This is a genomic window from Flavobacterium arundinis, assembly GCF_038289855.1.
GTDB lineage: Bacteria > Bacteroidota > Bacteroidia > Flavobacteriales > Flavobacteriaceae > Flavobacterium > Flavobacterium arundinis.
Genome location: NZ_JBBYHR010000004.1, coordinates 13,867 through 37,564, shown reverse-complemented (window position 1 = coordinate 37,564; position 23,698 = coordinate 13,867). Strand labels below are relative to the sequence as shown.

The following is a 23,698-nucleotide window of genomic DNA, read 5'->3' as shown; positions in this document are numbered from 1 at the left end:
GTGAGGCCTATAGCATTTTCTTCGCCTTCTCTAAATCTTCAGGCGTATCGATCCCGATACCGGCATGGCTTGTTTCGACCATCCTTATTTTTTTTCCATATTCGAGATAGCGCAACTGCTCTAATTTTTCAGAAGCTTCAAGCGACTTCATTGGCAGTTTGTAAAAATCCAGCAGCGCATGCTTCCTGAAGGCATATATACCTATATGGCGGAAGTACCTTACTCCTGCCTCCTTATCCCGCGGGTATGGAATCACGGAACGTGAAAAATACAGCGCAAAGTTCTTCTGGTCTACAATCACTTTTACATTGTTGGGGTTTTCTATGTCGTCCCAGTCGGTAATGTGCATCATTAAAGAAGCAAGGTCGATCTCGTGGGCAGTATCGCTCTTGAAAACTTCGAGCACATCAGCCAGCGGTTCTTTATTAATGAAAGGCTCATCGCCTTGGACATTCACAACTATATCTACATCAAGGTTCTCTACAGCTTCGGCAATGCGGTCACTGCCGCTTTCGTGCTTCTTTATGCTTATAATAGCCTTGCCGCCATTGGAAACGATCTCATCGAAAATTATATCAGAATCGGTTACCACAAATACATCATCAAACAGCCCGGTGTTTAGCGCTGCCTGGTAGGTGCGGGTAATTACGGTCTTGCCACCAAGGTCCTGCATAAGCTTGGCTGGGAAACGGGTACTGGCATATCGTGCAGGGATTACGGCTATTATTTTCATATCGTACAATTTGGCCTCACCCGACCCCTCTCCAAAGGAGAGGGCACTGTTGGAGTTAGGCGTAGTATTAAGTTGTTAATTCATTTTTCATTTTGTCATTAATGACCAGCAAGAGTGTAGCTGCCCCCTCTCCTTTGGAGTCCCGATAGCTATCGGGAGGGGTGAGTCCTATTCAAAACTTTCATCCTTAAATCCAATCAAATACAATTTATCTTTAGCCCTTGTCACGGCAGTATACAGCCACCGGATATAATCCTTTGTAATACCATCCGGCAGATAAGGCTGCTCTATAAAGACCGTGTTCCACTGCCCGCCCTGCGATTTATGGCAGGTGATGGCGTAGGAGAACTTGACCTGCAACGCATTGAAATGTGGGTTATTCTTCACTTTCAGGAACTTGCGGTACTGAGCCTCTCCCTCATAATCTTTCATCACTTCCCGGTACAGGCGGTTCGATTCCTCGTATGTCAATGATGGCGATTCGCTTTCCACAGTATCCAGCAACAGCACGGTTTCCAACGGCTGTTGGTTGGGATAATCGACCATCCGCACTTTTACTTTGGCAAACTTAAAACCGTACAGCTCCTCTATCCTGAAAATTTCCAGTATTTCAATTATGTCGCCATTAGCGATAAAGCCGGCTTCACTCTTTTCGTCAAGCCAAAAATAGTTATTCTTTACCACCATCATATAATCTCCGGTAGAAAGTTCGCTTTCGCGCGATAAAATCCGCGTACGTATCTGTTGGTTGTACTGGTTGGCGCGCTTGTTGGAACGCACGATAAACGCCGTATCCTCAATACTGTAATTGCTGTAGGCCTGTGTTATAGCGTCCTGTATATCATATCCATCTACTAATCGAATGATATCCTTAAATCCTTTCACCTGAAACTGGAAGCTGTCGAAAAACGCCGATTTGAGTATTTCCCTCAGTTCCGTTGCATTGTATAATATCCCCGAATTCTCTTCCTGGCGCATAACCTCATCAAGCTCAATATGCTGTACATCCTTGTAATAATTTCGCGCAAGCGAGTCGATATCCAGCGCGGGGCTTAGGTCGGAATTCACGGGGGGCAGCTGTGCCGTATCGCCTATGAGCATCATTTTACAGTTCTTCCCTGAGTATACATAGGATATCAGGTCGTCAAGCAGGGAGCCGTTCTCATACATTTTCGATTCCTGTACCGTATCAGATATCATGGAAGCCTCATCAACAATAAAGATCGTGTTAGTAAACTTATTCGGTTGCTTCGTAAAGCCTACCATCCCGCCACTCCCCTTTTTAGGGAAATAAATACGTTTATGTATAGTAAATGCAGGCTTGTTGGAATAGCCGGCGATGACTTTTGCAGCACGGCCTGTGGGCGCCAGCAGAACATATTTTTTATTGGCTTCTGCCAAATTGTTCACTATTGTAGAGATGATGGTCGTTTTTCCTGTACCCGCATAGCCTTTCAATACAAAAAGTTCGTCCTTGCTGTCATTGGTAATGAATTCGGCTGCCTTCTGCAAAAATATGTCCTGCTTGACTGTGGGGCTGAACGGGAAATTTTGGCGGAGAAGCTTATAAAATGCAGGCGAATTCATTAATGGGATTGGGTTTATTTGAATTTCAAAGATAGGGAAAGTTTTAGCGGCGAATTGCACCAATTAAACGAATTTGTAAAACAGGCCGATTGGCAAAAATTTGTGAAATTAGTGTAATTCGTGGCTACCTTTCTCTTTATATAATTACGCTTATACTGCTTTCTTATTTAAAATACCAAGGCTCCTTGTATAGTACCAGTCCTCGCCATCAAAATAGTTTTTGAAGTCAAAATCCAGTATCGTTATCTTTCTGTCAGGGCTTCCATCCCAATCGACAATAAACCCTTCCGCTTCAAGCTTTGATTTAAAATAGGCCCCTGTTTCTACTTTATTTTTACCATTGGACTGCGTTTGTTCGGTATCGCGAAAAGCGCCAAACGACAATGTCAGTTCGCCGTCATCCAGGCACCTGTTCAGGTCCTGCTCATTATATAGTATATAACCGTAGGGCTTAAAATTCGTTTCTGCGAGCACATCATCGATCATATCGTAAGCATCCGAACTCGTATAACCCGCCTTGTGCAAAGTAATATAGCCTTCTGCGGAAAGCTCGTCGAATACTTTTTTAAGTGAAAGCAGATTAGCCGAAACCTGCACAGTGGCAGCGTGTTGTTTCGCGGTTTCTTTTACATATTTTTCCAGCTCCCCGCGGTCAAGCCCTATCTCCGAGTAACTGGATATAATGTCATTGGAGCCAAAAAAACCGCTCTTAATCTTTTTATCTATATCTTCTTTGTAATCTTCTAATTTCTCCACAGGTGTATCTTTATATTGGTTATTTCCTGAAGCCAAATATAAGCGATTACGGCTTTTATCAGTATGATTAACCAAAAAAGAATGTAAATTTGTAACCCAACCCAAGCTGTTCAATGACTGAGACCATCACCGCTAAAAATTACAAGAAACTGTCACTTCAGATCGCGCAAAACGGCATGTCGTTCTGCTGCTTTGACACGCTCAACTGGGAGATAACGAGTTGTAAGTCGGTGACGTTCTCAAAATACAGCCCTATTGAAGAGGAACTTTGGAAGGCGTTCGTGAACCACCCGCAGCTTACCCGCCCCTACGACGAGATCATGGTGCTGCACGACAACAGCTTTAATACGTTCGTGCCCGTTGCACTTTTCGATGAAAATTACATTGGCAGCTACCTTCAATACAATACTAAGGTTTTTGAAACCGATTTCTTTACGTTTGATGCTATTGGCAATTACGAACTGAACAACGTTTACGTTCCGCTGATCAATGTGAATAACTTCCTAATTGACCAGTTTGGCGCGTTTGAATACAAGAATGTAAACAGCGTGCTTGTCGCAAAATTGCTGGATGCTTCCAAAAATAATGATGAGAAGCAGGTATATGTACACGTTCAGCACAGCCATTTTGAGATCGTAGTGGTACGCAACCAGAAGCTGCTACTGTACAACTCATTCGAATACAAGACACCGGAAGACTTTTTATACTACCTGCTCTTTACCATGGAGCAGCTGTTCCTGAACCCGGAAACGGCGAAGGTAAGCGTGCTTGGCAAGATCGATGAAAGCCACCCCTGCTTTGCGCTGGCTTATACTTATATACGAAATATCGCCCTCTATGATGCCACGGCATTGCAGGAAAAATGGGGCAAAACCAGTGCAGAAGCATTGGAACATTATATACTATTCAACTCATGAGGATCATTTCAGGAAAATATAAAGGCCGCAGGATAAGTCCGCCAAAGGGGCTGCCTGTAAGGCCAACGACCGATATGTCTAAAGAATCGCTGTTCAACATACTGAACAACCGTTTTGACTTTGAAGGGCTAAAGGTGCTCGATATTTTTGCAGGCACGGGCAACCTTAGCTATGAGTTCGGGTCACGCGGGGCAACGAGCATTACTGCCGTGGATGCCGACCTGGGTTGCATAAAATTCATAAAGCAGACAGCGGCAGAGTTCGACTTCAACATTGCTGCCGTAAAGAACGACGTGTATAAATTCCTGAAAAGCCATAAATCGGCCTACGATATCATTGTAGCCGACCCGCCTTATAATTCATCGCAAAAAGAGTTTGAGGATGTGGTGAGCCTTGTTTTTGAAAATGACCTGCTGCACGAAGACGGCATGATGATCATAGAGCATTCCAAACACACCACACTGGACCACATGATGAATTTTTCGTTCGCCAAGAAATACGGGGGATCGACATTTTCTTTTTTTGAGTTTGAGAAAGATGATAGTGGGATTGATGATGAAGGCGACGATGGAGAGGAATAGTAAAATTCTTAATAAATATTTGCTTAATATACCATGTTTTGGTACTTTTAAATAAATTTAAATTTATGGCAAAGAACACATCCATTTTGTTAGGAGATCATTTTGAGGATTTTATTAAAGATGAAGTAGCTTCAGGAAGGTATAATTCTGCAAGTGATGTTGTTAGGTCTGCGCTCCGTCTTCTTGAGATAGAAGAACAAAAGATCAGGTTATTACGTAAAGAACTTGAAATCGGTGAAAAGAGCGGTATGGTAAAGGATTTTGACCGTAAAAAACATTTGCAGGAACTGCACAATAAACACTTATGAAGTACTACATAAGTGAAGAAGCTTTCAAAGATCTTAACAATATTTGGTTTTATACTTTCGAAACATGGTCGGCTGAACAGGCCGACAGATATTACGATCTCATTCTTGATGAAATTGAATATATCTCCTCACATTTTGAAAGCGGAAGGAATATGGATATTGTTAAAAAGGGATATATGGTCTCTAAAGTAAGATCACATCTTATCTTTTACAAAAAAGCAGAAAACGATGTTATTGAGATCGTAAGGATACTCCATCAAATGATGGATATCCAAAGTAGGTTAAAATAAAGCAGGCCTGTAAGCCGGATTCTGTACTCCCTCGGAGCCCTTATCATTTATCTGGGCCATACATTACTGCATGGTTCTATCTGCCTACCCCCCGGCATCGGACGGGCCGCCCTACATATAGCCGGTGTACATGGCATTTCACCGCATAGAGTTTACCTGGTTTCACTACAGCATTACCTGTACATACTTTCTGTTGCACTTGTCCTCCCGCGGTTCTGCATACCGCAGTGACGGGCATTACCCGCTATGCTGCCCTCTGGTGTCCGGACTTTCCTCGCTCTGTGGTCAGAACGCGATAAGGCGGCCTGCTGGTGCAAAAGTACGTTATTATTTCAGATTTCAGAGTGTTGATTTCAGATTTGCCACTCATACACTTAATGAGTACCTATAAGCAGATCCGAGTGAAGTTCAATCTGAAATCTATACTCTGAATCTGAAATTTAAAAAATCCTTAAGAAAAACCTTAACAATTCATTGGCGCAACAACACGAAAGGATTGGCTAATTTTAAGGTAAATAAAACAGCTAACATAAATCAAAATATCATGGAGAGACAGATGTATCATTACGCCACAGTATCCAAGGCGTTACAGGAACTTAACGACAAAGGCTATACGACCGACTTCAACCTTGAGGAAGAGCGCATAAAAACCGAGTCGGAAAACTTTGAAATTTCTCATATCTACCGCTATGAAGGTGAAAGCGATCCCGGAGATGAGGCTACTGTTTATGGCATTAAATCTAAAACAGGCGAAAAAGGTGTATTCGTGGTAAGCCCCGGATCATTCAGCGAAGAAGGCGCTTCGAAAGTATTGCTCGATATGTCGATAAGAGGCCGTGCCGAACAGCAGCAATAAGCTATGAGCAGGCTGCTTACAAAACTTGAAAAAATTGGGCGTGACCCAAAAATCACTGCCAAAGCTGTTGGCCTTCGCTATTCTTTAAAGTCGGATAAAGGCTATTACAGGAAGCGGAAGGCCAATGGCTTTTCATATATAGATGAGTCGGGGAAAACTGTGAAAGACAAAGAAGCCCTGGAACGCATTAAAACGTTGGTGATTCCCCCGGCATGGGAAAGTGTGTGGATATCCCCTTTTGAGAACGGCCACCTGCAGGTTACCGGTATTGACACTAAAGGCCGTAAGCAATACCGCTACCACCCCAACTGGAACAAGATACGCAACCAGTCGAAATTCTTCCGCCTTCGCAGGTTTGCCGAAGCGCTGCCGCACATTCGTGAACAAGTAGATAAAGACCTTGCACGAAAAGGACTCCCGCGCGAAAAGGTCATTGCCCTTGTTGTAAAACTGATCGAGTTGACCAACATAAGGATTGGCAACGATGCCTATAAAAAGCTTTATGGGTCTTTTGGGCTAACCACATTACGCGACAAACACGTGAAATTCGATGGAGCGATGGTGGAATTTGATTTTGTTGGAAAAAAAGGTGTAAAGCATAAGATAAAATTGCAAAGCCGCCGCATGGCCAACCTCGTAAAGAAATGCAGGGACATTCCGGGACAGGAGCTTTTCCAGTATTATGACGATGCTGGCAACCACCACGCGATAGGATCCGGCGATGTGAACCATTATATAAAGGAAATATCAGGAGAGGATTTTACTGCCAAAGATTTCAGGGCGTGGGCGGGCAGCCTCAATGCATTGTGTGCCTTCCATGAACTGGGCGAATTTTCAAGCGACAGTGATTGCAAAAAGAAGATCGTAAATGTACTCGATTCGGTGGCGCAAAAGCTGGGCAATACGCGCACGGTAAGCCGGAAATATTACGTCCACCCTACAGTGATAGCCTCTTATGAAAAAGGGACTATATGGAATTACAATTCTGAAGACCATACCAATATTGGTGAGCTTAATGCCAAAGAAAAAGCACTATTGGATTTGCTAAGCACTGAAGATATAGCGGAGGTGGTTGCATAGATTGTTAGATATTAGATTTTAGACCATTAGATGTTACGGTTAAAATAATTACGTTCTATTGTTGATAAAATCTAACAATCCAAAAATCTAATATCTAAAAATCCCAATGCAATTCTTATCTTTGTTCCACAGTTATCTCCATGGAACAATTCATCGTATCAGCCCGTAAATACCGCCCGCAGACGTTTAAAGATGTCGTGGGCCAGCAGGCTATTACCAATACGCTGCTTAATGCCATTGAGAGCAACCATTTGGCGCAGGCCTTATTGTTCACCGGGCCGCGTGGTGTGGGTAAAACTACCTGCGCCCGTATTCTTGCCCGCAAGATCAATCAGGAAGGCTATGACGACCCGTATGAGGATTTTGCCTTCAACGTGTTTGAGCTTGATGCTGCTTCCAATAACTCCGTTGACGATATCAGGAGCCTTATCGACCAGGTAAGGATACCACCCCAGACCGGAAAGTATAAGGTATATATTATAGATGAGGTGCATATGCTTTCGCAGGCTGCCTTCAATGCGTTCCTGAAAACACTGGAAGAACCTCCAAGACATGCCATTTTTATACTCGCTACTACAGAGAAGCACAAGATCATCCCAACGATACTTTCACGCTGCCAGATATTCGACTTTAAGCGGATAACTGTTAAAGATGCCAAAGAACACCTTGCCGACGTAGCGCGCAGCCAGGGAATTACTTTTGAAGACGACGCACTGCATATCATTGCACAGAAGGCTGATGGTGCCATGCGTGATGCACTTTCGATATTTGACCGTGTGGTGAGCTATTGCGGCAATAACCTCACAAGACAGGCCGTTACCGAAAACCTGAACGTACTCGATTATGAGTACTATGTAAAGGTGACCGACCTGCTGCTGGAAAACCGCATCCCTGACCTATTACTTGCTTATAATGATATCCTTGCAAAAGGCTTTGACGGTCACCATTTTGTGGCAGGGCTTGCCTCCCACTTCCGTGATCTGCTGGTGTGTAAAAACCCGGCTACACTGGTATTGCTTGAAGCAGGTGAAGCCGCACAACAGTTGTACAGGGCGCAGTCGCAAAAGGCCAGCCAGGAGTTTTTGCTTAAAGGAATAGACGTTGCCAACGAATGCGACCTCAAATACAAAGTAAGCCAAAACCAACGCCTGCTCGTTGAGCTTTGCCTCATGCAGCTTGCCTCCATCACCTTTGATGGAGAAAAAAAAAAGCTGACCAGTTTATAATCCCTCCCCATTATTATAAGGATAACGCCCCGGCTATTAAGGTCAGGGTCGAGGAAACTATTGTACAAACGCCTGAAGTTACGATTGAAACCGTTTCTGTTTCGATAGAGGAAAAACCCGCAGGCATCACTCCCCTTCCTACTACTGAACTTGAAGTCGAGGAACCTGAAGAGGTTAAGCCTGTTATTGTGAAAGTGCAGGATGAAGGCGAAGTCAGGGTTTCTGCATTCTCGCTTGCAGGGCTTAAGATGAAACGGGAGCTGCAGGAAACCCAGAAAAACCTGATAAAGCATGCTGACGAGCTTCCCCGTGAAGCATTCAATGAGACCGACATGCGCCTGCAATGGAATAAGTTCGCGCAGCGCCTTAGTGACAGCGGCCAAAAGATCATGTCGACCTACATGCTCATCAACGACCCTGTGCTGGATGCCGATGGCTTTACCATCCGTCTGGAACTCCCCAATGGAGGCTCTAAAGTGGATTTTGACAATAATAAGCACGAACTTCTGGGCTACCTTCGCGGCAAGCTCCACAACCATGATATTGTTATTGATGTGCATGTGAACGAAGTGGTTTCTTCAAGGCACGCCTTTACCCCACAGGAGAAATTTGATAAATTAAAAGCTATTAATCCCGCTGTGGAAACGCTGAGGAAGATGTTTGATCTGGATTTTTAATTTTTATATAGCGATAGCAATATGAATACCAGAGCAGTATACAGATATATACTATTTATCCTAATTTCGCCAACAATTATATATTGTCAATCAAGCAAAATGATAATGAATTTTACCGAAACGGAAATTTTAGAAAAATTAGATTTAGCATTTCAGGGAATTCCTTCTGATGATTTTCCTGATGGAAATGAGGAAGATATAAAATATAATTTTTTCATAGATCTGGAACATGGGTATTTCGAAACTGCGGGTAACAAAATACATTTGTACGGTGATAAAAACAGATGGGCAATTGTATTTGAAAAATGTGGTTATCTAAATCGTGGTGGTGCCGGCGTAATTGAATTAGATTATATTGGAAATTGCATCGATTATCCAATTAGCAAATATCCTGAAAGAAGCTATATCACAAATTGTGAAACAATAGAATTGGTATCATCTGAAGAGTATGAAAGAATACGCAATAAAAAAGGTAGTGAGATGGAACAGTTTGAACTTATCAGTCCGGAAGCTTTAACTATAAATATCCATGAGAGAAATGTTCCAATAGATCAGGACATTAATAAATATATAAAATTAGGCATCCAACCCAGAGAATTTGATAATCCAGAAAAATTGATAGGATATGGTGATATAATACGATTCTATAATGAAACATATCCAGAATTAGTGTCCGCAACAGAAATAGAAATCATGACGCATCTACCTACGGATATCCCAAAAATAATGACTATTAGTGAATTTCATTATATTAGTAGCCATGATGCAATTTTCCCAAGCAATCAGGAAACATTTTTAATGATCGCAAAAATTTTATCAACCGGTGATACTTCTTTTTGGAAGCCAACGTTAAAAAGTAATAATCATTGGTCAAATTGGGAATCAGGCCACTTATGAATCATATTAAATGAAACAACTACTCACAGCCCTTATCTTAATACTACTCTTCTCCTGCAAAAGCAAAATGCCGGTTCCAGATGCTACCTTGCCTGAAAATCCGGAGGCAGTAACCGAAGAAACTACAGTTACTACCGAAAATGTAATGAAAGCGGATCTTTATCTTCCCGGGGATGAGAATATAAATTTTAATGAAGTATACCGGAATAACGACAGTATACTTGCCTCCAAATTAAAGATTGAAATTATAAATCAGCAAATGTTTGAAAGCAGTCAAAAGACGGCTGTGAATTTTTGGGTGGAAGATACCGCCGGAGCCACAAAGATCGATAGTGTCCTCACGGTAAAAGCCCGTGACAGCATACTGACTTTTGTTGACGACACAACTGATACAGAAACACATAAGACATTTAGTTATGAAGGAAAACTGCCTGTAATTAATCAGTTTATAGTTTTGGGCACCTACTATGAAGATTATGGCTATATGCTTATAGACATGACAACCGGCAGGGATACCGAAACGTATCAGGCTTTTCCTCTCATTTCCCCGGATAAAAAATTTATCGTTTCGTTGTATGCCAATATCTATGCACCGGAATCGGGCGATCTTAGTGTAGACAGTATCGACAACGGCGCTATTGTTCCCTTATTTATAGTAAGTTTTAAAAACTGGATGCCCCAGGAATCGTTTTATGGCAGTGACGGATGGCTCTATGTTTCGGTCAATCATCCGAAAGAATACTGGTCACCGGATGGTGAGGTGAATGATGAGCATCAGTATATAAGGATTAAGGTCTTTTAGCAAATCCAGGGCCTGAAACACATTAAAAAAATATGGCCAAAATAAAATTATCCTGGCCACGTTGCTTTTTTCTATTCAAGGCTGAGGGTTATCTGCCCGTCATCATCCAATGTAATGGTTGTATTCCCGTCTGTAAGGTCGATGCCTTCCTTTACTTCCATCGCTTCAGGAACTATTTCTTCCGGCTCTTCATAAGGCAACGGATCTAACAGGTTTATCTGTTTTATCTTGTCTCCAGTCAGTTGGTTACCAAGCGCTTTTATGCCTTTTATCGCTATAAAATTTTCAAGGTCAACGCTAAGTGTTTCCTTTTGGACTCCCTTTACCTTGGCAAAAACAACTTCAGCCACAGGGCGGTAATCGGTTGAAACGATTTCCAGTTGCGATTTAGGATGCTCTGTTATAAAAATTTCCTCTTTATTCTCATTTTCAACTAAAAAGCGCTTAACATAATAGCGTTCCTTTTCGCCGTCAAAATAGATTGCTGAAATTGGCTTATTCGGGTTCCATTTTTCCAGCGTTATCATGCCTTCGTCAAAGTGTGTGGTCAGTTCCGGGATAATGGTTTTCAGCTTACCCGACTGGTTGATGATCAGCAGCCTGTCGTTCGGGCGGAATTCACCCAACAACTCTCCCCTGCCATCTACATTCAACCGGTGTACAGTATCATCAAACCAAATCCTGCGTGGCTTGAGGGTGGAAATGCCCTTCTCCTTAAGCTCGATTTTTTTTATCGGGTACTTGGTAACGGTATTCCCTCGTGATGCCCTGCCTTTTATACCAATAGTGGCAAAATCAATATCGAATTTCAGTTTTTTTACACTTCCCACCTGGCGCAGCAATACGGTGATAACCTCAGCTTCGCCATTAGGGTTGTCGGAGAAATACAGCACCATCGAATCCTTTGTCCCTGCGGTAAGGTCATACGGCTTGTCGCGCGTCACCCCCGAAACATTAAAACGTTTGATATAAGATGGCCCCGACTTTCCGTCGCGGTATATCATGTTGTATATTGTGCGCTTGTCGTTCTTATCGAAAACCGCTACGTGTATAATATCTTTACCGACAAAAGTCTTGACATCCACCTTGGTGATCATCATGCTGCCGTTTCGCAAAAACACGATAACATCGTCAATATCCGAACAGTCGGCAACGTATTCGTCTTTCTTTAATCCCGTACCCACAAAGCCCTCTTCGCGGTTTACATAAAGCTTGGTATTTCGAAGCACCACCTTTGTTGCTTCAATATTATCAAAGCTGCGGAGTTCCGTCTTGCGCTCCCGGCCCTTGCCGTATACATCTTTTAGTCTTTGGAAATAGGCGATTGCAAAATCGATGATATGCGCCAGGTGATGCTTCACCTGCTCGATCTCGCCTTCCAGCGATTCTATTTTCTGTTGTGCTTTGTCAATGTCGAATTTGGAGATACGCTTGATACGGATTTCTGTCAGGCGTACAATATCCTCCTCGGTCACGGCACGCTTCAGGTGTTTTGTAAACGGCTTCAGCCCTTCGTCGATGGCTTTTATCACACCCTCCCACGTTTCTTCTTCTTCAATAAGGCGGTAGATCCTGTTTTCAATGAATATCCGCTCCAGCGACTGAAAATGCCAGCTTTCCTCCAATTCACCCAGCTCAATTTCCAGTTCACGCTTCAACAGGTCGACGGTACGCTCCGTGGAAATTTTAAGCATTTCGCTTACACCAACGAAACGAGGACTGTGGTCTTCAATAACACAGCCAAGCGGCGCAACGGAAGTCTCACATGCTGTGAATGCAAATAGCGCATCGATAGTCTTATCCGGCGATACTCCCGGCGGAAGATGGATAAGTATCTCGACCTCGGCGGCAGTATTGTCTTCAATCTTTTTTATCTTGATCTTGCCCTTTTCATTCGCTTTCAGTATGCTCTCAATAAGCGTGGTTGTATTGGTACTGAAAGGTATTTGGGTAATTACAAGCGTACTTTTATCCTGCTGCCCTATCCTGGCGCGCACACGAACGCGCCCGCCCCGCATACCGTCGTTATAATTGGAAACATCGGCAATACCGGCAGTCGGGAAATCCGGGAATATGGTGAATGGCTTCCCTTTCAATATTTTGATGGAAGCGTCTATAAGTTCGATAAAGTTATGGGGCAGCACTTTCGTCGATAGCCCTACGGCGATACCCTCCGCCCCCTGTGCCAGTAGCAATGGGAATTTTACCGGCAGGTTAATAGGTTCGTTACGGCGGCCGTCATACGAAAGCTGCCACGGCGTGATCTTTGGGCTGTATAATACCTCAAGGGCAAACTTCGAAAGGCGTGCCTCAATATAACGCGAGGCCGCGGCACCGTCGCCGGTAAGGATATTACCCCAGTTTCCCTGCGTGTCAATTAGTAGTTCTTTCTGGCCTATTTGTACCATGGCATCGCCAATACTTGCATCGCCGTGTGGGTGGTACTGCATGGTATGCCCTACGACGTTGGCTACTTTGTTGTAACGGCCATCATCGAGTTCGCGAAGCGAGTGCATGATGCGGCGCTGCACAGGCTTGAAGCCATCCTCAATGGCAGGTACGGCACGCTCCAGGATAACATACGATGCATAGTCCAGGAACCAGTCCTTGTACATGCCGGTTACCTTGGTTATGGTATCGCCCGACTCATTGGTATCAACCCTGTCGTAAAAATGTCCTCCTTCAAAGGAGTTTATATTTTCTTCTTCTTCGTTCATTGATTACTTACGAATCTTCAATTTAGTTCCAGATGTTTTTAAATAAAATTATACTCCTATCCTACTCCACCGCATCCAACTCCACTTTCAAATTATTAATAATAAACTCCTGCCTGTCCGGTGTGTTCTTACCCATGTAGAACTCCAGCAGCGTTTGTATGGAGGTCGCATTGTCCAGCTGTACCGGGTCAAGGCGTATCTCCTGGCCTATAAAGTGCTTGAACTCATCCGGTGATATCTCTCCCAGTCCCTTAAATCGCGTGATCTCCGGCTTGCCCGACAGTTTTTCAATCGCATTGCGGCGCTCCTCTTCACTGTAGCAGTATATCGTTTCTTTCTTATTCCGAACCCTAAACAATGGTGTTTGCAAAATATACAAATGATTTTCTTTGATAAGCTCGGGGAAGAACTGCAGAAAGAACGTAATAAGCAGCAGGCGGATGTGCATACCGTCAACGTCGGCATCGGTAGCGATCACAATATTATTGTAGCGCAGGTTCTCCATTTCCTCCTCAATATCGAGCGCAGCCTGAAGCAGGTTGAACTCCTCATTCTCATACACGATCTTTTTGCTCATGCCATACGAGTTGAGGGGCTTACCCCGAAGGCTGAACACCGCCTGGGTATTCACGTCCCTCGACTTGGTAATGGATCCCGAAGCTGAGTCACCCTCGGTAATGAACAATGTACTCTCCAGGCTACGCGGGTTCTTGGCATCCGTAAGGTGTACGCGGCAATCCCGCAGCTTTTTATTGTGCAGGCTTGCTTTCTTTGCCCTGTCCCGCGCCAGCTTGCGTATGCCAGAAAGCTCCTTCCGCTCGCGTTCGGCCTGCAATATCTTTTTCAGCAGCGCATCGGCAGTCTCGGGGTTGCGGTGCAGGAAGTTATCGAGCTTATTTTTAATGAAATCGTTGACGAAAGTACGTACCGAAGGCGCATTAGGCCCCATATCGGTCGACCCCAGCTTGGTCTTGGTCTGCGATTCGAAAACCGGCTCTTCTACCTTTACGCTAATAGCGCTCACAATGGATTTACGGATATCGGACGCCTCAAAATTCTTGTTATAAAACTCCTTTATCGTCCGCACAATCGCCTCACGGAAAGCGCCCAGGTGGGTACCGCCCTGTGTGGTGTTTTGCCCGTTGACGAACGAGTAGTATTCCTCGCTGTACTGGGTTTTACTGTGCGTCATAGCAATTTCTATGTCGTCATCTTTAAGGTGGATGATGTCATAAATACGGTCGTCCTCGCTTATGGTTTCACCAAGAAGGTCCTTAAGCCCGTTTTCGCTGAAGTATTTTTCACCGTTATAGAGTATCGTCAGCCCTGTATTGAGGTAACAATAATTCTTGAGCATCTTAATGATGTACTCGTTACGGTATTTGTAGTTTTTAAAGATGGCTTCGTCAGCGGTAAATATCACCTTAGTGCCCTTACGCTTCGTGGTTTCGGCCTGGTCTTCCTCAAGGGTAAGCTCACCGGCAGAAAACTCGGCCGATTTTATAAGCCCATCGCGAACTGATTCCACCCGGAAATAGTTCGACAGGGCATTCACCGCCTTTGTACCCACACCATTCAGGCCGACAGATTTCTTGAATGCTTTGGAATCGTACTTACCACCGGTGTTCATTTTAGATACTACATCGACTACCTTGCCCAGTGGTATGCCACGGCCAAAGTCACGAACACTTACGGTTTTGTCCTTAAGCGTAACCTCGATAGTTTTGCCGGATCCCATTACAAATTCGTCAATGGAGTTGTCAATAACCTCTTTTATAAGGATATAGATACCGTCGTCGGGAGAAGAGCCGTCGCCCAGCTTTCCGATATACATACCCGGACGCATCCGGATGTGCTCCTTCCAGTCGAGTGAACGGATATTATCTTCAGTGTACTGATTCTGCTCCAGCATAAAATTTAATGGATTTTCCGCTAATATAGCGCAAATGCGGAAAAAATGAAAGCTACGGAGCAGAAACTTTTCAATAGTATCTTAACAATGCGGCTATTATTCTTTCTTAATTTAGCAACATAGGTACATAGATTTTTGAAGGCTAATCGTTTCGTTAAAGTCAAATTTTTAGAGTCACCAGAGCATTGAAGCGAAGTTTCAAACTATGCGTTTCTATATTCACTTTATAACCTATCAGAAGCTAAGTTTCTATATGGTTAAAATGCTTTCTAAAATTACCGTATCTTATATGCAGCCACGGATTTTTGATTGATATAAATCGTAAGTATCCCCGTCGAAGCCTTCGTCAGCGGCACCTCAAATTCGGTAACAGCGCCTTCAGCGGCAAGTGTTACTTCTTTGAAAACCTTATCTCTGCTAAACGCATAATGCACTTTGTCACCTGGTTCCAGGTTTTTCAATTTAAAAGTTATAAAGCCGGAACCGGGATTGGTGAACAGGCCTCCGTCTAGGGCTATAAGCTCATAACCACCTGACAGGTAATTGCCATAATACAAAGGCAGCATGGAGAAATCTTTTTCAGTTTTTGATGTTAGGAGCCATTTCTTATCATCCGGAAAATGGTTCAGGAAAAAGAGGTCGGGATCCGTAAAAAAGTACTTGTCATTAAACTTGAAACCAAACTGCGGCTTTGCTCCTGTAACCACTCCCGCGCCCCATGTAGTATCAAGCAGCTTCCACTCCTCACCTACCTTTACGGCATTCCAGGCATGATCGCTGGCGCCGGGAGCAGCACCGATGTGTGAAGGATGCGATTTCGACGTACCGGGAATAAATTCCGATTCGAGGCCGGCCTTCCTTGCAACTACCATAAACAAAGTTGCATAACCTTCGCAAACGCCTTTTTTCGATTTCAGGGTTTTCTGTGCAAGGTCTTCCTTGAATTGCTTCTGTTTGGCTTCTTTCTCCTCCTGTGTCTTATACGAAAATGCTACGGGGCGCTCATTAACGCCATAAGCAGCGAGATCATATTTGACATTGGTAGCAATCCAGGTAAATATCGCGCGTGCCTTTTCATCATCACGCTTAAAGTCGGCATTGACCCTCGCGGCAAACTTGTCGGTATCCGAAAAAGCCGGATAACCTTTTATGACAGCATCTACTTTTGCAAAATCCTGTGCCTGTATTGTCCCGGCAGAAATAAGCAAAAACGTTATATAGAATAATTGATGTATTTTTTTCATGACTTATACTTTCCAAAAAGAGTGCCAGTATTAGTTAATTTTATAGGCGGCGATCGATTTCCGGTTTGCAAATATCGTAAGCGTACCGGATGCGGATTTGCCTAAAAGCACCGAAAATTCGCCGACACCATTGGTTATTTTTGGAGTGACTTTGTTAGAGAATGCCCCTGAGCTATATTGGTATACTACATCATCATCCGCCTTCAGCCCTCGTACCTTAAAATGTATTAACTGCGAACCGTTCGAATTTATTACTCCTGCTGAAGGGGTTATGAATTCATATCCAAGATTATAGTACAATGGCAGTGCCGCAAACTCCGATTCACTTTTGCCTATGAAGAGCCACTTTTTATCATCTGGAAAATGGTTCAGGAAAAACTGCTGTGGGCTCGTGAAAAAGTAACCCGCATCAAATCCCGTCCCTCCTGTTATACCATCGGCACCCCAGGTAACGTCGAGCAGTTTCCACTGGCCGCTCACCTTCACGGCGTTCCACGCATGGTTGCCTTTTGCAGGAAGTTTACCAATATCCGAAGCTGCAATTTTACCAACACCATATACAACCTCGCTCTCCAGCCCTAATTTTCCCGCCAAAACTTTATACAGCATGGCATAACCATGGCAAACACCTTTTTGCGACCTCAGCGTTTTTAAGGCCAGGTCGTTTTCGATGGCAGTTAGCTTTGCCCTGCGCTCATTCTCATTTTTAGTAGAGAAGTGTATTGGCTTGCGTCCGGGGGCTGATGGTGATTTATCATAATCGATATTAAGCGCGATCCAGGTGAATGCTGCGCGCGCTTTTTCATCCTGCCTGTTAAAGTCGCTATTGATGCGCGAGGCAAGGCCATCGACATTCATAAACGATTTGGGATAGGCTCTAACCTTTGCATCGACTTTAGAGAAGTCCTGGGCCTGGATATATCCCCCTGAAAAAATCAGGATTATAGTGATAAAGAATAGATTAATTGTCTTCATTACAGACAATATCCAAGAAAGATGCCAAAGATTATATTTGGATTCTAAACTACGGTTTTACTTTGACTTTATATGTAATAATCATTTCATTATCAGACATTATAGTAAGATAATCATCTTGCGAAACATTGATGCTGCAGAAATAATCCTGTGTATTTTCATCATAGTCCATAAGCGCTCCTTTATAAGTGCTGTGAAGAAAATATGCGAGATAAATACCATCAGGATTTTTCAACTTGATCGTACAACTCCCTTTAGAAGCACTCAGGATACCACTTCCAGGGTATAATAAGTTATTACCCTTTTTAAAATAAGACCTGTTATAGACCGGTAAATTGGCAAATTCCTGCTTTGTTTTCTTTGTTAGCAGCCATTTTTCTTCCAAAGGATAATGATTGAGAAAAAACAATTCCGGTGTGGTAAAAAAGAATCCATCTACATAATCACCTACAAATTTCCCTCCTGCTATATCCCCTGCGGCAAGAGTGGTATCAATAAACTTCCACTCATTATTTATTTTTATGAGATTCCATGCATGATTATTAATATTTGGCAGCACACCGATTTGCTGCGGTTCTGACTTAAGGGTACCGGTAACCGTGATTGCATCTAATCCCATTTTATTGCAAACCAATTCAAACAAAGCGGTATAGCCATGGCAAATAGCCTTATTTTGATTTACAGCAGCTGTAGCAATCTCATTTTTGAATTTCTTTTCTTTGGCCATCCGTTCCTTTTCTGAAGAATATTTAAATGCTATTCCCGATTTGTTGGCTGCCAAAATATCAAGGTCATATTTTACATTTTTCGATATCCAGACAAATGCTGCCCGAGCCTTTTGAGCAGGTTCAGAAAAATCTTTATTGATCTGTACTGCAAGTAAATCCGGAGTCGCAAAGGAGTGAGGGTATGTTTCGACCTTTTGATCAACTTGTGAAAAATCTTGTGCGTTGACTAACCCACAAAAAAATAAGAAAAAGAAAAAAGACAAAGTAATTTTTTTCATATCATACTATTAGAAAAGCTGCCAAATTTAATGAAATAAACTCCACAAGAGATTGAAAGCAATCAAAAGAAATGGAGATAAATTCAATAACACTTTCCACCATATGAAATATTCTTTTTCAGCTAAATAATTCCTCATCATTACAATTGAATTTACAATCGAAAAGACAAGTGCTAATAGCCCGCTGATTAATCTGGTCAATCCAACAATCCAGAAGTAGTCGTGATAGTAAAATCTTATGTAATCATAAAAAATACTAGTCGTAAAAACCAGCAACAGGAAAAACGGAGGAATTACCCAGTTCCTCTTTGGGTCGTCTATCAGGCTCATCGGTAATGGCAAAATATCCCACCCTCATAAGGAGTCCAAAGGGCAGCTCTCTGGTTAGCGGCTTTTAAAGCATTATTAGCCCAGGTGTTGCAGGTGTAGAAAAGGCTGTACTTGCGGTTCGCTTCATAAAAAGCATCATACTGACCATAACTCCTGTCGGCAATCCAAACTACTTTTTTATTTGTATCGAATTGAAAACCGTCATTGATATAGTGCACAAGGTTTTCATAATCCTTTTTACTGATAGTAAGTTTTACGCAACTGTCATCCTCTTTCAGGTCGGTGTAATAGCGTGTATGCATAGCTGAAGTGCCGAGGTGGAAAGCCGCTACCGCTGCGGTGCTGGCTTTCAGGTCGCTCCATTCGGGTGTGTCAAGGTAGAAGCCTTTATCGCCCCAACCAAAAGCCACGTACTTCATGATGCTATCCTTCGACTTGGTATGGATATAAAGTATGTCTTTACTCCAGTCCTTTACTTCATTCTTTACAGGTACCACAATATCGGTATGCACGCCATTGGAATTGATAAAGATAGTTACCTCATCGCTATTTTCGGGGTCGCTGTTTACCGTAATGTGCGACAGGCCAAGCGCTGCCAGTATATAGACCACTATAAAAGCGACGATGCTGAGAATGAACCTACCGGTAAATTTTAGCGCCTGTTTACCCCTTTTGTTCATAATCGAAATTGCGTATTATTTCTTTTAACGCATCATCATGCTCTTTATTGGATATCTGACCGGCCTCCACATCAAAATTCTCCTGGAATTTTGGCAGCGAGAAGGTGGCACGGATATCGCCGCCATAACGCGGCAGGCTTATTTTAGCGGCTTCAAGAGCGTTTTTCGCGCCATAACCTCCGGGAGATGTTGAAAGCAACAGGACAGGCTTGTTATCAAACACCAGTTTCTTTTGGCGGGAAGCCCAGTCATAAATGTTCTTGAAAGCAACAGTCATTCCTGCATTGTGTTCGGCTACAGAGATAACGAGCATATCGGCCCATTCTATCTTGTCGAGGAAAAGACGGGCTATCGGCGGTGCGCCTATCAGCTTTTCCTTGTCTACGCTAAAAAGCGGCAATTCATAATCATTAAGGTCGATGATCTCTTTTTCTTCCGCATTAATAAGGCCTGCGGCATAGGTTGCTAGTTTTTTATTGATGGATTGCGTGCTGCTGCTTCCGGCAAAGGCGAGTAGTTTCATTTTGTTGATTTTGGTTTAAGGCTAATGTAAGAATAAATATAAAAACTACATGATATTAATGTAAAGTTCCTAAATTTGAAATATGGAATTACCGATTGAAATAGGAAACAAGAAATATTACCTGGCAGCGCTTTGTAAAAAATACAAGGTCAGCAGGCTGTTTATATTTGGATCTGCTGTCAATGGAAATTTCAATTCTTCAGAAAGTGATGTCGACCTGATCGCAGAAATTGAAGAAACCAACCCGGTTGAGAAAGGTGAGAACATTATGAAATTCTGGTCGGAACTTGAGAATTTATTTTCAAGAAAAGTAGATTTGCTGACTTCATCCCAAACGCGCAATCCTTATTTGCAGAATCAAATTAACAGTACAAAAAAACTTATTTATGATGGAAAGGGCTCATAAATATTTGTACGATATACTATATGCTATAGAAATGATTGAAGATTTCCTTTCGGAAACAACTTCATTTACCGCATATGCAGGAGATTTGAAAACAAAAAGCGCGGTCGAACGGCAGCTTGGGATTATCGGTGAGGCTGTCAATAAGTTTGAAAAAGAAAATACAGAGCAACTTCTTTCACATTCAAGAGAAATTGTAAATTTCAGAAACAGGCTTATCCACGCTTATGACAGCATTGATGATTCTGTGGTTTGGGCAATTAAAACAAACCATTTACCGCTTTTAAAAGAAGAAGTAGGGGATATTTTAAAATAATATTTTCGTTTACTCATCCACATACTCTCCCCCATCAAATGCCAGCCACCCCATAGTACCGTCCGGTAAGGTAAAACGCGCAAACCCTTTATCAAAGTCCGAAAGCTCCTTATACCGCGCGCTGTTATTCTGCGGCCAGAAACCGTAAAGCCCATTACTTTTAAAGCGTAGTGGTATCTCAATTACATACTCTTTGGTCAAGAAAGTATAGTTGTCAGGTTCGAGGGACAATTTGTAAGTTCCATCCTTATTTATCTCAATAATACTTTTCGCACCACTGTTCAGGGTTACAATATAACCTTTACGATTCGTGTTGTGGGGACTGTAATAGGCAGTAATAAGCGATTGCGAGTTAGTACTGCCGTTAATTAACCTGACTTCTTTAAAATCTGAAACTTTCGCTAACACCGTTTCCGTACGCCGGGTTTCTCCATACCGAAAAACGTGATAATGCTTATAATAGCCACCCTGTTTCACGATGCTGTCGGTATAATGCGGGACAGTGCCACACCTTCCTTCCATGTATTGTGGCAGCTTATCCAAGCGGTTGCCTTCATTATCAATGTAAAAAACTTCATTGTCTTTTAACACCCCTGTATAACGGTCACTATGACCGTACTGGGCGCGGAGCCCATCTACTGCAAGGTCTCCGTTCCTGTAAAGAAGCTTCACCTTCTTACCTGAATAAGCCGCCACCATAGATGAACCCGAATTTCCAATAGAATCATATACTGCCGATACGATTACTTTTTTTGTTTCTTGGAGCCTCAGTCCGTACGCATTATTTTCTGTGAATATTTCAGTCGGCGGGAAATTCAACCGCACCCGTTTCCGCAGGCCTTCTTCATCCGTAATTTTACCAACTGTCGGATTTTCGCCATAACCATAAAACATCCGCAGTTTAAAACCTTGCTTAAACGGGTATATCCTCCCGGATAAATTTCCATCCTTATACACGTTAAGTATAGTATAACCTGCTATTGTTTCATGCTCAAGCCTCCAAAATGCCGTGTTTACCTGACCGTCGTAAGATGTGGAAAAACTGCTGACAACGGCAAGGCTGTTCGTCAAAAAATTAACCACATGGTTTTGCGCCGCACCCTCAACGTGTGGATAATTCATCTGCACGTGCTGTAACTCTTCAAGCATTTTATCGGCAGCCACTCTGCGCAGTGACGCTATAGGCACAATAGCTTCTTCAGGCAAATTGTCCAGTCTCGCAAGGGACTCAGGGCTGTCTGCGGCGCGTCCATATTTCAGAGTGCCACCCTCAGATTTTACCTCATAATATAGCCCTCCTTCTTTTACTGCAAAAAAGCGGTCAATGATATAATCCGGCTTACTATCTTTCTGTAGTTGGGCACTTGCAATGAGGGAATGCAACGTTATGACAAGCGCAATATATTTCTTCATAAAGCATTTTTTATTATAGAGGCTATTTTCACCCGAAAGGTTGGGACACCTCAAAAATAAATAACAAAAAAACCTGCCGGATATATCCAACAGGCTTCTCAATACTTTGTACTCTGTACTTAATACTATTTACACGTTAAACCTAAAGTGCATTACATCACCATCCTTAACGATATATTCTTTTCCTTCTACCCTTAGTTTTCCGGCTTCTTTTACTTTGGCCTCAGTGCCAAAAGTTACATAGTCATCATAAGCTATAACCTCAGCACGGATAAAGCCTTTTTCAAAATCGGTATGGATAACACCTGCAGCCTGTGGCGCAGTATCTCCCACCTGAATGGTCCATGCACGAACTTCTTTAACGCCGGCGGTAAAATACGTCTGCAGGTTAAGCAACCTGTAAGCCGCACGTATCAGGGCAGAAGCACCCGGTTCTTTTAATCCAAGGTCTTCAAGGAACATCTGGCGTTCCTCATAGGTTTCAAGTTCCGTAATATCAGCTTCGGTCCCAACGGCAAGGACGATAACCTGTGCATTTTCGTCTTTTACCAATTCTCGAACCTGCTCAACATAGGCATTGCCCGTTGCAGCAGCGCCTTCATCTACATTACATACATAAAGTACCGGTTTGGTAGTGATCAATTGGAAATTCTCCATCAGATCAATTTCATCCTGGTTTTTAGGGATTACTGTACGCGCCGACTTAGCCTGTAGCAATGTTTCCCTTATCCTGTCAAGCAATGCCTCTTCGGTCTGGGCTTCCTTGTTGCCGGTCTTAGCAGCCCTGCGTGTTTTCTCAAGGCGTTTTTCAACGGTCTCAAGGTCTTTAAGCTGAAGTTCTATATCAATGGTTTCTTTATCGCGTATTGGGTTCACATTTCCATCTACGTGAATAATATTGTCATTATCAAAACAGCGAAGTACGTGGATGATTGCGTTACATTCCCTTATATTGGCTAAGAACTGGTTGCCAAGTCCTTCACCTTTGCTGGCTCCTTTTACAAGGCCGGCAATATCTACAATATCAACGGTTGCAGGCTGTACGCGTTCAGGGTTAACCAGCTCTTCCAGCTTCTGGAGCCTTGGATCAGGCACGTTTACTACGCCTATGTTCGGCTCGATGGTACAAAATGGAAAGTTTGCACTCTGCGCCTTGGCGTTTGACAAACAATTAAAAAGTGTCGATTTACCTACATTGGGCAATCCTACTATCCCTGCTTTCATTATTAACTGATTTTTGAGGGTGCAAATATAGGCAGAAAGTTGCAGAGTTTCAAAGTTGCAAAGTAACAGAGTGCTAAAGTTGTAAAGTTTTCGGTACAAACTTTGAAACTTTGCGGCTTTGTAACTTTGACACTTTACGACTTTCAACTTTGCGACTCATTTCACATTTACCATTACTTTATGTTTTTATACGCAGACATTTAACATTACGCCGGTATCTTTGTAGGAGATAACCTAAAAAAAAG

At 42.9% G+C, this 23,698-nt stretch carries 24 protein-coding genes and 1 other RNA gene; 12 read left to right on the top strand and 13 right to left on the bottom strand.

All coding sequences use genetic code 11. The annotated features are described in order from the left end of the window. Window positions 1–7: 7 nt before the first annotated feature. From kdsB to AAEO56_RS08290, 3 genes are all read right to left on the bottom strand, one after another. The gene (gene kdsB / locus AAEO56_RS08300; RefSeq protein WP_341696575.1) at window positions 8–733 is read right to left on the bottom strand and encodes a 3-deoxy-manno-octulosonate cytidylyltransferase; all 726 of its coding nucleotides are present in this window, start codon (window positions 731–733) and stop codon (window positions 8–10) included. A 168-nt stretch (window positions 734–901) separates the two neighbouring features. Continuing rightward, window positions 902–2,320 (bottom strand): ATP-dependent DNA helicase, encoded by a 1,419-nt coding sequence (locus AAEO56_RS08295; RefSeq protein WP_341696574.1) that lies wholly within the window; start codon window positions 2,318–2,320, stop codon window positions 902–904. 150 nt (window positions 2,321–2,470) lie between these two features. Beyond that, window positions 2,471–3,076: a DUF6891 domain-containing protein gene (locus AAEO56_RS08290; RefSeq protein ID WP_341696573.1), complete on the bottom strand. Its 606-nt coding sequence runs from the start codon at window positions 3,074–3,076 to the stop codon at window positions 2,471–2,473. A 113-nt stretch (window positions 3,077–3,189) separates the two neighbouring features. Here AAEO56_RS08290 and AAEO56_RS08285 point away from each other — a divergent pair, with 113 nt between their 5' ends. From AAEO56_RS08285 to AAEO56_RS08270, 4 genes are all read left to right on the top strand, one after another. After that, entirely contained in the window at window positions 3,190–3,993 is an 804-nt protein-coding gene (locus AAEO56_RS08285) for a DUF3822 family protein (RefSeq protein ID WP_341696572.1), read from the top strand. Next, window positions 3,990–4,574, top strand: coding sequence for a 16S rRNA (guanine(966)-N(2))-methyltransferase RsmD (gene rsmD, locus AAEO56_RS08280; protein WP_341696571.1), 585 nt, complete (start codon window positions 3,990–3,992; stop codon window positions 4,572–4,574). Before AAEO56_RS08285 ends, rsmD begins: the two co-directional genes overlap by 4 nt. A 65-nt stretch (window positions 4,575–4,639) precedes the next feature. Continuing rightward, window positions 4,640–4,882 (top strand): type II toxin-antitoxin system ParD family antitoxin, encoded by a 243-nt coding sequence (locus AAEO56_RS08275; protein WP_341696570.1) that lies wholly within the window; start codon window positions 4,640–4,642, stop codon window positions 4,880–4,882. Continuing rightward, on the top strand, window positions 4,879–5,172 hold the full coding sequence (locus tag AAEO56_RS08270) for a type II toxin-antitoxin system RelE/ParE family toxin (RefSeq protein ID WP_341696569.1): 294 nt from the start codon (window positions 4,879–4,881) through the stop codon (window positions 5,170–5,172). Before AAEO56_RS08275 ends, AAEO56_RS08270 begins: the two co-directional genes overlap by 4 nt. Here the strand turns inward: AAEO56_RS08270 and rnpB are convergent. Then, window positions 5,167–5,484: RNase P RNA component class A (gene rnpB / locus AAEO56_RS08265), an RNA gene on the bottom strand. The two genes, AAEO56_RS08270 and rnpB, sit on opposite strands and share 6 nt — an antisense overlap. A 232-nt stretch (window positions 5,485–5,716) precedes the next feature. On the opposite strand from rnpB, the gene AAEO56_RS08260 reads away from it, so the two are divergent. From AAEO56_RS08260 to AAEO56_RS08235, 6 genes are all read left to right on the top strand, one after another. Continuing rightward, entirely contained in the window at window positions 5,717–6,028 is a 312-nt protein-coding gene (locus tag AAEO56_RS08260) for a hypothetical protein (protein WP_341696568.1), read from the top strand. Between the two features lie 3 nt (window positions 6,029–6,031). Further along, a complete protein-coding gene (locus tag AAEO56_RS08255) occupies window positions 6,032–7,108 on the top strand; it encodes a DNA topoisomerase IB (RefSeq protein WP_341696567.1) in 1,077 nt (358 codons plus the stop codon). A gap of 140 nt (window positions 7,109–7,248) precedes the next feature. Continuing rightward, window positions 7,249–8,334, top strand: a complete 1,086-nt coding sequence (gene dnaX / locus AAEO56_RS08250) for a DNA polymerase III subunit gamma/tau (protein WP_341696566.1) — start codon at window positions 7,249–7,251, stop codon at window positions 8,332–8,334. Window positions 8,335–8,522: 188 nt separating this feature from the next. After that, on the top strand, window positions 8,523–9,011 hold the full coding sequence (locus AAEO56_RS08245) for a DNA polymerase III subunit gamma/tau (protein ID WP_341696565.1): 489 nt from the start codon (window positions 8,523–8,525) through the stop codon (window positions 9,009–9,011). Between the two features lie 105 nt (window positions 9,012–9,116). Further along, entirely contained in the window at window positions 9,117–9,908 is a 792-nt protein-coding gene (locus AAEO56_RS08240; RefSeq protein ID WP_341696564.1) for a DUF7003 family protein, read from the top strand. Between the two features lie 10 nt (window positions 9,909–9,918). Next, window positions 9,919–10,710: a hypothetical protein gene (locus tag AAEO56_RS08235; protein WP_341696563.1), complete on the top strand. Its 792-nt coding sequence runs from the start codon at window positions 9,919–9,921 to the stop codon at window positions 10,708–10,710. Between the two features lie 71 nt (window positions 10,711–10,781). On the opposite strand, the gene AAEO56_RS08230 is transcribed toward AAEO56_RS08235, so the two are convergent. From AAEO56_RS08230 to AAEO56_RS08200, 7 genes are all read right to left on the bottom strand, one after another. Continuing rightward, on the bottom strand, window positions 10,782–13,427 hold the full coding sequence (locus tag AAEO56_RS08230; protein WP_341696562.1) for a DNA gyrase/topoisomerase IV subunit A: 2,646 nt from the start codon (window positions 13,425–13,427) through the stop codon (window positions 10,782–10,784). Window positions 13,428–13,488: 61 nt separating this feature from the next. Then, complete coding sequence (locus AAEO56_RS08225) at window positions 13,489–15,339, bottom strand: DNA topoisomerase IV subunit B (RefSeq protein ID WP_341696561.1); 1,851 nt, start codon at window positions 15,337–15,339, stop codon at window positions 13,489–13,491. A 275-nt stretch (window positions 15,340–15,614) separates the two neighbouring features. Then, window positions 15,615–16,583 carry a transglutaminase domain-containing protein gene (locus AAEO56_RS08220; protein WP_341696560.1) on the bottom strand — a complete coding sequence of 323 codons (969 nt, stop codon included), beginning with the start codon at window positions 16,581–16,583 and terminating at the stop codon, window positions 15,615–15,617. Between the two features lie 30 nt (window positions 16,584–16,613). Then, window positions 16,614–17,558: a transglutaminase domain-containing protein gene (locus AAEO56_RS08215; RefSeq protein ID WP_341696559.1), complete on the bottom strand. Its 945-nt coding sequence runs from the start codon at window positions 17,556–17,558 to the stop codon at window positions 16,614–16,616. A 49-nt stretch (window positions 17,559–17,607) separates the two neighbouring features. Further along, the gene (locus AAEO56_RS08210) at window positions 17,608–18,564 is read right to left on the bottom strand and encodes a transglutaminase domain-containing protein (protein ID WP_341696558.1); all 957 of its coding nucleotides are present in this window, start codon (window positions 18,562–18,564) and stop codon (window positions 17,608–17,610) included. Window positions 18,565–18,890: 326 nt separating this feature from the next. Then, window positions 18,891–19,574 (bottom strand): TIGR02117 family protein, encoded by a 684-nt coding sequence (locus AAEO56_RS08205; RefSeq protein ID WP_341696557.1) that lies wholly within the window; start codon window positions 19,572–19,574, stop codon window positions 18,891–18,893. Beyond that, window positions 19,558–20,097, bottom strand: coding sequence for an NADPH-dependent FMN reductase (locus AAEO56_RS08200; protein ID WP_341696556.1), 540 nt, complete (start codon window positions 20,095–20,097; stop codon window positions 19,558–19,560). Before AAEO56_RS08200 ends, AAEO56_RS08205 begins: the two co-directional genes overlap by 17 nt. A gap of 82 nt (window positions 20,098–20,179) precedes the next feature. On the opposite strand from AAEO56_RS08200, the gene AAEO56_RS08195 reads away from it, so the two are divergent. Together AAEO56_RS08195 and AAEO56_RS08190 are read left to right on the top strand one after the other, a co-directional pair. Beyond that, window positions 20,180–20,503 carry a nucleotidyltransferase family protein gene (locus tag AAEO56_RS08195; RefSeq protein WP_341696555.1) on the top strand — a complete coding sequence of 108 codons (324 nt, stop codon included), beginning with the start codon at window positions 20,180–20,182 and terminating at the stop codon, window positions 20,501–20,503. Next, window positions 20,484–20,816 (top strand): HepT-like ribonuclease domain-containing protein, encoded by a 333-nt coding sequence (locus AAEO56_RS08190; RefSeq protein ID WP_341696554.1) that lies wholly within the window; start codon window positions 20,484–20,486, stop codon window positions 20,814–20,816. The genes AAEO56_RS08195 and AAEO56_RS08190 overlap by 20 nt, the downstream gene beginning before the upstream one ends. 9 nt (window positions 20,817–20,825) lie before the next feature. On the opposite strand, the gene AAEO56_RS08185 is transcribed toward AAEO56_RS08190, so the two are convergent. Further along, window positions 20,826–22,229: a hypothetical protein gene (locus AAEO56_RS08185; protein ID WP_341696553.1), complete on the bottom strand. Its 1,404-nt coding sequence runs from the start codon at window positions 22,227–22,229 to the stop codon at window positions 20,826–20,828. Window positions 22,230–22,358: 129 nt separating this feature from the next. Then, window positions 22,359–23,453, bottom strand: a complete 1,095-nt coding sequence (ychF, locus tag AAEO56_RS08180) for a redox-regulated ATPase YchF (protein WP_341696552.1) — start codon at window positions 23,451–23,453, stop codon at window positions 22,359–22,361. Window positions 23,454–23,698 lie beyond the last annotated feature (245 nt).